Origin of the sequence: Dactylosporangium siamense, from assembly GCF_016862795.1 — a bacterium.
Taxonomy (GTDB): Bacteria; Actinomycetota; Actinomycetes; order Mycobacteriales; family Micromonosporaceae; genus Dactylosporangium; species Dactylosporangium siamense.
Genome location: NZ_BONQ01000144.1, coordinates 45,033 through 56,202, shown reverse-complemented (window position 1 = coordinate 56,202; position 11,170 = coordinate 45,033). Strand labels below are relative to the sequence as shown.

Sequence of the window (11,170 nt, the reverse complement as noted above, 5' to 3'; positions counted from 1 at the left end):
AAGGCCGCCGCGGCAGAAACAGCAGAAACAGCAGAAACAGCAGAAACAGCTACACGCGGGCGCCGTTGTCCGGGTCGTCGTCCTCCTCGTCGCCGGGGCGCAGGCGCAGGACCAGGGAGACGAAGCCGCTCAGCAGCAGCGCGAAGCCCAGGAACAGCGTCGACTGCGGCCCGAAGACCGGGAGCAGGTCGGGCCAGATCAGCAGGACCAGCCCGCCCACCAGGCCGATGACGGCGAGCAGGGTCGACGGCGCGATCCTGGGCAGCGGCGGCGGGGGCGGGGGCGTGTAGCCGGCCTCGTCGTCCTCGTCGTCGGGCAGGTCGGCGCCGAACGAGTCGAGCCCGTCCAGCAGGGTGCGGTCCACGGCGTCGGAGGCGCGTCGCATCGGGGGCCGCGGGGCCGGCTCGGTGTCCATGTCGGCGGCGGTGGACCCGGAGGAGTCGAGGTCCTCGGCGGCGGGCCAGGGCGCACTGGTCGGATCGACGGTCGTGTGGAAGCCGGCGATGATGCTGGCGAACGTCTCGTCGTCCGAGGTGCGGCTCGTCTTGGCCTCCGGGGCGGGAGTCGCCTTGGCGGGCTGGGCGGCCTCGGCGGGTGGGGTGTGCTGCTCGGGCACGGCGGTGAGCTGGCTGAGGAAGTCACGGGCCGTGGCGAGATGGTCACGGTCAGCGTAGAGCCGGTCGGTGGGTCTGGCGGGCAGGGTCGTGGTGCGGGTCACGGGGTGCAGATCGGTGGCAGGCTGGAGATATGCCGCGATCCCTCCGGCCGCGAGGACGTCCAGCAAATGCTCACCGACACGAGGGTCAACGTCTCCGACCACCGCATATTCCTGCGCTACCAGGCCGTTGTCGCGCCGGCCGCGCCGCGCCCCACCCCCTGGCACCGCCTGCCCCTCCCCGCGGCCGACACCGCGACGACCGGGTCCGCCGCGAAAAAACCGCTGACCGAAATCCTGACATGCGCAGTGGTGCTTCCGGGAGTGCGTTGTGGTGTGCCGAACTGGTTCGTAGGCTCTTTGCGACGGTCATCACCGATTGTCGGCAGATCTTGGAAGGTTGAGCGGTGCTCTACTGGTTCCTCAAGTACATCGTCCTCGGGCCTGTGCTGAAGCTCATCTTCCGCCCCAAGGTGGAGGGACTCGAACACGTCCCCGCCGAGGGGCCCGTCATCATCGCCAGCAACCACCTGTCGTTCGCGGACTCGATCTTCATGCCGTTGAGCGTCAAACGGCGGGTCACCTTTCCGGCCAAAGCCGAATATTTCACCGGAAAGGGTGTTAAGGGGCGCCTCGTCAAGCTGTTCTTCGCCGGCACGGGTCAGGTCCCGATCGACCGGTCGGGCGGCAAGGCGGCCCGGGCGGCCCTGGAGGTCGGGCTCAAGATCCTGCGGGCGGGTGGCATCTTCGGCATCTACCCGGAGGGCACGCGCTCCCCGGACGGGCGGCTGTACCGGGGCAAGACCGGCGTGGCCCGGCTCGCGCTGGAGTCCGGCGCGGTAGTGGTGCCGGTGGCGATGATGAACATGGACAAGGTCCAGCCGATCGGGCAGCGGCTGCCCAACCTGAAGCGCGTCCACATCCGCTTCGGCCCGGCGCTGGACTTCTCCCGCTACGCGGGGATGGCGGGGGACCGGTTCATCGAGCGGGCGGTCACCGACGAGATCATGTATGAGCTGATGACCCTGTCCGGCCGCGAGTACATCGACATGTACGCACAGAAGGTGAAGAGCGCCCCTGAGCCGGCGAAGGTCGAGCAGCCTATAGCGGCGTAGGCGGCAGCTCCGCGAGCTCGAGCAGCAGCGGCGCGGCGGCCTGCGTGGCGAAGGCGACCAGCTCGCTGCGCCACGGTTCCAGGCGGTCGGCGGAGTCCGGGCCCAGCCGGCCGAGCGCCTGGACCGCCCAGGTGAGCGACAGGATGCGGGCGGAGGCGTTGGGGATCTCGCCGTAGAGCTCCGCGGCGGCCAGGTGCATGTCGGCGGCCCGGGCGAAGTCGCCGTCGACGAAGGCGATCGCCCCGGTGATGGTCCGCATCGCCGCCTCGACCCACGGGGTGGGGTGCGGCACGTCGGCGAGCATGTCGCGGATCGCCATCATCGCGACCCGGCCGGCCAGGACGGCGGCGTGCGCGGTCGCGTCGATCCACTCGCCGCTGGCGATGGCCCGCACCTCGCGCCAGGTCTTGGCGAGCTCGACGACGAGCGCCTCCGCGTCGCGCTCCCGGCCCTGCAGCGCCCGGCAGAGCGCACCGTGGCCCAGCACGGTCCACTGGAGGCGGTAGAAGCCGCTGCGGCGCCCGGCGGCGACGAGGTCCTCGATCTCCTCCGGGTTGACGAAGGGCTCGCCGCGCAGGATCTTCATCCACGCGTGGGCGCCGCGCACCTGCAGGTCCCACTCCGACGCGGGGACCCGTTCGGCCACGTCGATCAGGGCGGCCCAGTCACCGGTGAAGTACGCGACCTGCGCCACGTTGGAGTAGCCGGTGGCGAGGGTGTGGCTGCCGGGGACGGTGTTGCGGCTGCTCTCGTACATCGCCGCGGAGGCGGTCCAGTCGCCGTCCTCGAGCAGCGCCCAGGCGACGTTGCGCATCGCCCGGTGCTCCGACAGCAGCCGCCGCTCCCGGCACACCTCCAGGGCGGCCTGCAGCTCGACCAGGCCGGAGCGGTCCCCGGCCTGGAACAGGGCGGTGCCGATGGTGATCCGGGCGCTGGTGGCGACCTCGATCAGGCCGAGGCGGTCGGCGATCTCCGCGGCGGCGCTGGCGGCGGCCACCGCGGGTTCGACCTCGAAGTTGGACATGTGCAGCCGGCCGAGCTCCGCGTAGGCGTCGGCCTTCTGCGGCGCGTCGGGCAGCTCGTCGAACAGCTCCACCGCCCGGTCCAGGCAGGACAGGGCACCGAGCCGGTCCGCGCGCAGCCAGGCGGCCTGGCCGCGGATGGTCCAGGCCCGGGCGGCGCTGGCCTGCTCGCCGGCCGCGTACAGCCGGTCGGCGAGGACCGCGAGCTGGTCGGTGCCGCCGGTGGCCGGGTCCGTGCCGAGGAAGGAGGAAGGGTCGGCGTAGAAGGCGATCTCGGTCGCGAGGAGCGCGATGCGCAGCCGCTCGCCCTGGTCGGTGGTGTCGTCGCAGAGGGCGAGGGCCTTGCCGGCGTGGGCCGCGGCGGCGTCGAGGGCGTGCAGCGCATAGGTGCGGCGGGCCGCCCGGTGCAGGGCGTCGCGGGCCGGCACGCTGTAGCGGGGCGCGTCCAGGCCGAGCGAGCCGGCGATCTCGTAGGCGGTGTACCGGTGGTTGGCGACCACCTCGGCGAGGTCGGTGTCGCGGTCGGCGGCGACGCTGTCGAGCCAGGCGGCGGTCAGCTCGTGCCGGGCGACCCGCTCGGTGCGGGGGAGCCGCTGGTAGCAGACGTCCCGGACGAGGACGTGGCCGAACCGGTACTCCGTCTGGCCCTCCATGGTCGAGGCGGCCTGCTCGTGGATCAGGTCGCGCTGCTCCAGGCGGCGCAGCGAGCGCTCGATGCCGTCGGCGGGGCGGCTCATGGCCGCGGCGACCGCGCCCGGCCAGAAGTTCATCCCGACCACGGCGGCGGCCTGCAGGACCGCACGGTCGGCGGCCTCCAGGAGGTCGACCCGGTTGGCGATGACGGCGTGGACGCTGTCGGGCATCGGCAGCACCCGGGACAGCGCGTCGGAGGTGCGCAGGTTGCCCTGCTCGGCCAGCATGCGGGTGTACTCGAGGGCGTACAGCGGGTTGCCGTCGGCCAGCTCGACGAGGGAGTTGAGCGAGTGGCCGGGGAACGCCGCCTGGCCCAGCAGGTGCGCGTACATGGTGGCGATCTCGGCGTCGCGCAGCGGCGGCAGGGTGATGGTGACCGACCCGGCGATGGCGCCGGCCCAGCTCGCGTTGCGCTCCAGGAACTCCGGCCGCGCCGTGGACAGCAGCAGCAGCGGCACGTCACGGACCGAGGCGCCGAGGCGCTCGACGAACCGCACCATCGACTCGTCGGCCCAGTGCAGGTCCTCGAAGACCAGGACGGTGGGCCGGTGCGCGGCGAGCGCGACCACGAAGCGCCGCCAGGCGGACTCGGTCTCGTCCGGGGCGAGCTTCGGGCCGGGCAGGCCGACGAGGGGGCTGAGCGCGTCGGCGAGCCGCTCGGCCTCCGACGGGGTGACGATCACGCTGAGCGCGGTGTCGAGCCGCTCCCTGGCCGTTTCGGCGCTGTCGGTGTCCAGGATGCCGGCCTGGGCCTTGACGATGTCGGCGAGCGCGGCGTAGGTCACGTTCTCCCCGAACGGCGGGCAGCGCCCGGTCCGCCACGCCACGGGCGCGTCGAAGAGCCGCTCGGCGTGCAGGAACAGCTCGTGCACCAGGCGGCTCTTGCCGATCCCGGCGTGGCCGATCACGGTGACCAGCTGCGGGGTGCGTTCCCGCAGCCCCCGGTGCAGCGCGTTGACCAGCAGGCTGAGCTCGTGGGTGCGGTTCACCAGGGGGGTGGAGCCGGCCTCCCGGTCGGGGTGGTTGCGCCGCAGCGGGGCGAGGGCCAGCCACACCTCGGTCGGGGTGGAGCGCCCGCGCAGCGTCGCCGGCGGCTGCGCCTCGTAGCGGATCGAGGACTTGGTCAGCGTGTACGTGCTGCCGCAGACGAGCACCCCGCCGGGCGGCGCGAGGGACTGCAGCCGGGAGGCGGTGTTGACCACGTCGCCGGCGACGATCGCCTGGCCGCCGTCGCGGGCCGCGGCCACGTCGACGAGCGCCTCGCCGGTCGCGACCCCGACGCGGAACCGCAGTGCCCGTTCGCCGTCGCCGGTGCTGGCATACCGGGCGAGCACCCGCTGCAGCTCCAGGCCGGCCCGCACGCAGCGCACCGCGTCGGTCTCGGTGGCCACGGGCGCGCCGAAGAGCGCCATCACGGCGTCGCCGATGTACTTCTCGACCACGCCGCCGTATTGGCCGATGACCTCGCGGGCGGTGGAGAAGAAGCCCTTCTGCAGCTCGCGGACCAGCTCCGGGTCGGCGCGCTCGACGTAGGGCGTGAAGTCGATCAGGTCGACGAACAGCACGCTGATGCGGCGGCGGTCCTCGCTGCGGGTGGCCGGGATCGGCACGGTGGCGCGGCCCATCGGCCGGTCGGACCTGGCCTGGGCGCCGCCGCCCGCCCCGGAGGCGGCGCGTGGGGTGCCGCAGCCGGTGCAGAAGGACGCGTCGGGGCTCAGCGAGCGTCCGCAGGTCGCGCAGGCGGGGCTCAGCTCGGCGCCGCATCCACCGCAGAACCGGTCACCATCGCCTGACTGGCGGCCGCAGCGTGCGCACTGACTGGAAATCGCCGACACTCCCTGACTCGGGTCCCCGCACATCCTCACACGCCGGGGACCCGACCGGCCACCGCGTTGCGTCGCGCAACGCGGTGGTGCGAGACGCAGGTCAGCGGTCGGTCATCCCGGCCCTGCGGCGCAGCGCGCTGAGGTCGGTCACCACGATCCGGCGGCCCTCGGTGCGCAGCCAGCCGCGGCTGGCGAACGACCCGATGGCCTGGTTGACACTCTGCCGCGAGCCACCGGCCATCTCGGCCAGCTGGCTCTGGTTGAGCTCGATGGTGACCATGGGGGCGTTGGTCTCGCCGGCGAGGCGGACCAGGGTCTTGGCGACCCGGCCGGGCAGGTCGAGGAAGACGTGGTCGGCGTTCTGCTCGGTGAGGCGCCGGATGAGCGCGCCCAGGGAGCGCATCACGGCGTCCAGGATGCGCGGGTTGGCGTGGACCAGCTCGATGAACGCGTGCCGGGACAGCGCGAGGGCCTGGCAGTCCTCGATCGCCTCCGCGGACGCCGAGCGGGCCGCCCCGTCCAGCAGCGACACCTCGCCGAGTGTGTCGGGCGGGCGGACCACGGAAAGGACCGCGCGCTCGCCGGTCGGCGCGGTCCGGAACACCATCACGGCACCGCGTTTGAGCACGATGAGTGATTCGCCCGGATCGTTTTCGACGAACAGCAGCTGGCCCTTGCGGTATGTCCGTGGCACCGCCGCCTGGATGACCCGCTGACGCACATCGGGCTCCAGACCACTGAACATGTCCACACCGGTCAGTGCGTCGCCGGGATCTGGCAGCCGACCCTCCACGGTCAAACCCCTCCCGGTGCAGCGTTGATCGGACTCGTGATCACGGTAGGTGATCACGAGCACAGTACGGAACTTCTACCAGATCATGACGCGCGTGTCGGAGTCTGTACATCCCCCGCATCGGCTCACCGACAGCCCGCGCATGCGCCCGCAGGCAGGCTAGTGCCAGCACGCAGACCGCTGGGGGGCGGGGTTGGTGTCGGGTACCCGAGGCGCCGGTGGTGCGAGCACCGGCACCTCGGGTATCCGCGTTTCCCCGGCACGTGTCCCGGCATCGGCGCATAATGCGCAGCGTGGCCCCCGCTGCCGACCAGGTGCACACGACACTGCGCAGAAGTTGGCAGTGCAGTCCCGGCCCGTGCATTCCTCTCGGCGCCGCCGCCTGGCGGGTGGAGATTGACGACCGGCAACTCGAAACGTCGCCACGGGACAGTGACCAGTTCGTCGTGAAATGGGCTCCCACGGCGGCCCGGCGCGGCTTCGAGGCCGGGCTGTGTGCCGCGGAACACGTCGATGCCGCCGGACTGTGCGCCGGCCGTCCGGTCCGGGCCGCCGACGGCGCGCTCACCTCGCGCGCCGGTGACGGCGTCCTCGCCCTGCTGTGCCTGGTGCCCGGCCGGCCGCTGCGCGCCGAGGACCCCGTGGACCAGGCGTGGTGGGGTGCCGCGCTGGGCGCCGCGCACCGCAGCCTGCGCCGGTTCGTGCATCAGGACCTGGCGAAGTTCCAGGCGGCGGCGGTGCCGTCGGCGGCGCCCCACCTGGCGATGGAGCCGTGGCTCGGGCCGGCGGTCGTGGAGACCGCGGCCGTGGTCCGCCGGATCATGGTCACCGACCAGCTCACCTACGGGGTCCGGCACGGCGCGCCGGCCGCCGCCCGGTTCCGGCTCGACCCCGCCACCGGCCGGGTCGGACTGGTCGGCTGGGCCGCCACCGGCACGGGCCCGCTGCTGTACGACCTGGCCCACGCCGTCCTGTGCGCCGGCGGCACCGGCGCCGACGCGCTCGTCGAGGCGTACGTGCGGGCCGGGCCGGTCCCGGGCGACGAGTGCGAGGCGGTCCTGCCCGCGATGCTCGCGCTGCGGACCGCCGTCCAGGCCGCCGCCGTCGCCGCGCGGATCCACGCCGACGGCGGCACCCCCCGCGACCACGCCGAGCTGACCCGGCTGGCGACCCTGCTGCGGTGAGGCCCGGCACCGCCCGGCAGGATGTGTGCGGTGTCGGCATATCGCTACTTCTACGACTGTGAGTTCATCGAGGACGGTCGCCTGATCGACCTGGTCTCCATCGGGGTGGTGGACGAGCACGGCCGGGAGTACTACGCGGTCTCCACGGAGTTCGACGGCTCGCGGGCGGTGCCGTGGGTGCGCCGCAACGTCCTGGACAAGCTGCCGTCACCGGCCGACAAGGCGTGGCGCTCCCGTGAACGGATCCGCGAGGAGCTCCTGGAGTTCCTGGTCGAGCCGCTGCGCGCGGGCGAGGCCGACGAGCTGGAGCTGTGGGCCTGGTATGCCGCCTACGACCACGTCGCGCTCGCCCAGCTGTGGGGTCCGATGCCGACGCTGCCCCGGGAGATCCCCCGGTTCACCAAGGACCTGCGCCAGCTGTGGGACGAGTCGGGCCGGCCGCCCCTGCCCGCGGCGGAGGGGCGGCACGACGCGCTCGTCGACGCCCGGCACAACCTGGCCCGCTGGGCCGTCATGCGTCCGGGGTCGTGACCTGCCGGGCGAAGGGGATCCGCAGCGCCAGGTAGAGCGGCAGCCCGAGCGGGGACAGCAGGATCGTCAGGACCAGCACCGGTGCCATGATCACCGGATGGATCCGCCGCTCGCGGCTGTCCAGGTAGATCCAGCGGCCGACGAGCAGGTCCCACGCGAGGACCTGGGCCCAGACCGCGGCGACCACGTCGTCGTCGGCGAACAGGGCACGCACGCCGGCCAGGTCGGGGTTGATCATCTCCGCGGCGAAGTCCCTGAAGACGGGGGCGATCGCGAGGGCCCAGACGACCAGCGCCGGCAGGGCGATGAACACCGACCCGGCGATCCGGCGTGACCAGTGCCACTTCGGGGCGACGATCATCAGCGCCCAGAACGGCATGACCACCAGGAACGCGAGCTGGAACAGGGTGCCGGCCATCAGTGGACCTCACTCAGCATCGGTGCGGCGGGGACCTCCACCGTACGAGGGCGGTCCAGGGCCCAGGCCAGGCCGCCGGCGGTGGCCAGCAGCAGGCCGCCGAGGGCCGCGAGGGTCAGCGCGTCCGGGTGGACGATCGACTGCCCGCGCAGCGCCTGCCAGGTGAGCAGGACGGTGAGCGCCGCGTACGCGCCGCCGGCGACGGTCACGACGCGGGCCCGCACCCGGTCGAAGCTGAGCCGGGCGAAGCGCCGGGAGGCGAGCACCAGCAGGAACCCGAGCAGCGGCAGCGCCTGCAGCGCGTGCATGCCGATGAAGTGCGCGGCGCGCAGGTCGCCGCCGGTGGTGCTCCAGTTGACCAGCGGCAGGCCGGGCCCGCCGTCCTGAACGCCGACGCTGTGCGCGCCGACGATCGTGGGCGCCTCGCCCTCGGGCCGGTCGAGCTGCGCCTTGGTGGGCATGGTCATCAGGAAGCCGACCATCATGCCGCCGAGGCCGACGAGCAGGCCGAAGCGCACGGCGAGGGCGTTGGCCCGGTCCGGCAGGCGCTGGATGAGCAGCAGGATCGCGAGGACCAGCGTGCACATCCAGGCGATCGCGATCGTGGCGCCCATCACGCTGTACAGGATGGAGTCGAGCGGGGTCTGGTTGTTGAAGTGGCTCTGCCGGCCGCGGGCCGCCTGGCCGACGATGATCACCATCTCGCCGATCATGGCGGTGGCGATCACGGTGCCGAGCCACCAGCCGAGCCGCCGCCGGCGCTCCAGCAGCGACAGCAGCCAGGCGATGGTGACGGCGTAGATGGCGATCGACACCGCGAACTTGAACGGCTTGAGCCAGATCGGGACGCCGATCAGCTCCCGGTCGTCGAGAGCGAGCCCGGCACCGGCGAAGATTGCGATGAGGATCATCACCGCGGTGGAGATGATGAGGGGGCGGTGCAGCTGTGCGAGACGCATCAGAGGCTCCCAGACAGTATGGATAGCGGCGCTCTCCACTATTGGAGAGCTACACTATCCATGTCAACCCTGAAAGGACCCTGATGCGCATCGCTGAGCTGAGCCAGACGACCGGCGTGCCGGTGCCGACGATCAAGTACTACCTGCGCGAGGGGCTCCTCCCGGCCGGCGAGCTGACCAGCCCCAACCAGGCCAGGTATGACGATCGCCACGTCCAGCGGCTGCGTCTGGTGCGGGTGCTGCTGGACATCGGCCGGCTGCCGATCGCCACGATCCGCGACCTGCTCACCGAGCTGGACCGGCCGGACCCCGACGTGCACGAGGTGCTCGGCCGGGCCCTGCCGGCCACCGTCGGCACCCGCGAGACCAGCGACCCGGCCATGCTCGCCGCGGCCCACGAACGGGTGAGATCCTTGATCAAGGAGCGCGGCTGGCTGCTGTCGGACAACGCCCGCACCCGGCAGTCCGCGGCCGAGGTCGTCGCCGCGTTCCAGCAGGTCGGCGCCGATGTCGAGCACCTGCTGGAGCAGTACGCGGACCTCGCCGAGCAGATCGCGGTGCACGACCTGCGCTTCGTCGCCCAGGCGGGCGGCAACGAGGGCAAGCTGCACGCCGCCGTGGTGGGCTCGATCCTGGGGGATTCCCTGCTCGCGGCCCTGCGGCGGATGGCGCAGGAGCACGAGTCGGCCAAGATGTTCGGCATCCGCGACGACAGCTGCTGAGGCCGTCCGGGGCGGCCGCCGGGCCGGAAGTGCTGGCTGATGCGACGTCGGCGAGTTCAGGCGGAGCGACTACAGTGCGCTGTGAATCGGCAGCGTCGCCAACGAGGGCTCGACCGCGCCCGTCAGCATGGTCGGGCAGCACCGCAACCAGGAAGGCAAGATCTAGCATGCGTATCGGCGTACTGACCGGGGGCGGCGACTGCCCCGGACTCAACGCGGTCATCCGTGCCGTGGTCCGCAAGGGAATCTCCACCTACGGTCACGAGTTCGTGGGCTTCCGGGACGGTTGGCGTGGCCCCCTCGAGGGCAACACCCGTGAGCTGGGCATCGCACAGGTCCGTGGCATCCTGCCGCGCGGCGGCACCATCCTCGGCTCCTCCCGGACCAACCCGTTCAAGATCGACGGCGGCGTCGAGAAGATCAAGTCGAACCTGGCCGAGCTGGGCATCGACGCGCTCGTCGCGATCGGCGGCGAGGACACCCTGGGTGTCGCGGCGAAGCTGACCGACCTGGGCGTCAACGTCGTCGGCGTGCCGAAGACGATCGACAACGACCTCGGCGCGACCGACTACACGTTCGGCTTCGACACCGCGGTCAACATCGCGATGGAGGCCATCGACCGGCTGCACACCACGGCCGAGTCGCACCACCGCACGCTCGTCGTGGAGGTCATGGGCCGCCACGCCGGCTGGATCGCGCTGCACGCCGGCCTCGCCGGTGGCGCCAACGTCATCCTCCTGCCGGAGCGGCAGTTCGACGTCGAGCAGGTCGCCGGCTACGTCGAGAAGCGCTTCCAGACGCAGTACTCGCCGATCGTCGTGGTCGCCGAGGGCGCGCAGCCGCTCGACGGCCAGATGGTGACGCACAACCAGGAGCTCGACGCGTTCGGTCACGTCCGCCTCGGCGGCATCGGCCAGTGGCTCGCCGAGCAGCTGGAGGCGAAGACCGGCAAGGAGGCCCGCACCGTCGTGCTCGGCCACATCCAGCGCGGTGGCACGCCGACCGCGTTCGACCGGGTCCTCGCCACCCGCTTCGGCCTGGGCGCGATCGACGCCGTGCACGAGGGCGACTTCGGCAAGATGGTCGCGCTGCAGTCCACGGACATCGTGCGCGTGCCCCTGGCCGACGCGACCCGTGAGCTCAAGACCGTCCCGGTCGAGCGCTACACCGAGGCCGAGGTCTTCTTCGGCTCCTGATCCCCGTCACGGCCCGGCCCCGGTTGGACCGGGGCCGGGCCGCGGTGCGTCGCCAA

General features: G+C 72.3%; 10 protein-coding genes. 5 read left to right on the top strand and 5 right to left on the bottom strand.

The genetic code is table 11. From position 1 onward, the window contains the following. Positions 1-49: 49 nt before the first annotated feature. Positions 50-883 (bottom strand): DUF308 domain-containing protein, encoded by an 834-nt coding sequence (locus Dsi01nite_RS44900; RefSeq protein ID WP_203852573.1) that lies wholly within the window; start codon positions 881-883, stop codon positions 50-52. 179 nt (positions 884-1,062) lie between these two features. Here Dsi01nite_RS44900 and Dsi01nite_RS44895 point away from each other — a divergent pair, with 179 nt between their 5' ends. Then, positions 1,063-1,770, top strand: a complete 708-nt coding sequence (locus Dsi01nite_RS44895) for a lysophospholipid acyltransferase family protein (RefSeq protein ID WP_203852572.1) — start codon at positions 1,063-1,065, stop codon at positions 1,768-1,770. Here Dsi01nite_RS44895 and Dsi01nite_RS44890 read toward each other — a convergent pair. Next, positions 1,757-5,344 carry an ATP-binding protein gene (locus Dsi01nite_RS44890; protein WP_203852571.1) on the bottom strand — a complete coding sequence of 1,196 codons (3,588 nt, stop codon included), beginning with the start codon at positions 5,342-5,344 and terminating at the stop codon, positions 1,757-1,759. The two genes, Dsi01nite_RS44895 and Dsi01nite_RS44890, sit on opposite strands and share 14 nt — an antisense overlap. A gap of 67 nt (positions 5,345-5,411) precedes the next feature. After that, a complete protein-coding gene (locus Dsi01nite_RS44885; protein WP_203852570.1) occupies positions 5,412-6,104 on the bottom strand; it encodes a Crp/Fnr family transcriptional regulator in 693 nt (230 codons plus the stop codon). Positions 6,105-6,397: 293 nt separating this feature from the next. On the opposite strand from Dsi01nite_RS44885, the gene Dsi01nite_RS44880 reads away from it, so the two are divergent. Together Dsi01nite_RS44880 and Dsi01nite_RS44875 are read left to right on the top strand one after the other, a co-directional pair. Beyond that, positions 6,398-7,288, top strand: a complete 891-nt coding sequence (locus tag Dsi01nite_RS44880) for an aminoglycoside phosphotransferase/kinase family protein (RefSeq protein ID WP_203852569.1) — start codon at positions 6,398-6,400, stop codon at positions 7,286-7,288. A gap of 30 nt (positions 7,289-7,318) precedes the next feature. Further along, the gene (locus tag Dsi01nite_RS44875; protein WP_239136660.1) at positions 7,319-7,819 is read left to right on the top strand and encodes a polyadenylate-specific 3'-exoribonuclease AS; all 501 of its coding nucleotides are present in this window, start codon (positions 7,319-7,321) and stop codon (positions 7,817-7,819) included. Here the strand turns inward: Dsi01nite_RS44875 and Dsi01nite_RS44870 are convergent. Beyond that, a complete protein-coding gene (locus Dsi01nite_RS44870; RefSeq protein WP_203852567.1) occupies positions 7,800-8,237 on the bottom strand; it encodes an ABA4-like family protein in 438 nt (145 codons plus the stop codon). The two genes, Dsi01nite_RS44875 and Dsi01nite_RS44870, sit on opposite strands and share 20 nt — an antisense overlap. Next, positions 8,237-9,196, bottom strand: a complete 960-nt coding sequence (locus tag Dsi01nite_RS44865) for a hypothetical protein (protein ID WP_203852566.1) — start codon at positions 9,194-9,196, stop codon at positions 8,237-8,239. The genes Dsi01nite_RS44870 and Dsi01nite_RS44865 overlap by 1 nt, the downstream gene beginning before the upstream one ends. 83 nt (positions 9,197-9,279) lie before the next feature. Here Dsi01nite_RS44865 and Dsi01nite_RS44860 point away from each other — a divergent pair, with 83 nt between their 5' ends. Continuing rightward, positions 9,280-9,918 (top strand): MerR family transcriptional regulator, encoded by a 639-nt coding sequence (locus Dsi01nite_RS44860; protein WP_203852565.1) that lies wholly within the window; start codon positions 9,280-9,282, stop codon positions 9,916-9,918. Between the two features lie 167 nt (positions 9,919-10,085). Then, positions 10,086-11,114, top strand: coding sequence for a 6-phosphofructokinase (locus tag Dsi01nite_RS44855; RefSeq protein WP_203852564.1), 1,029 nt, complete (start codon positions 10,086-10,088; stop codon positions 11,112-11,114). The last annotated feature ends 56 nt before the right edge of the window (positions 11,115-11,170 follow it).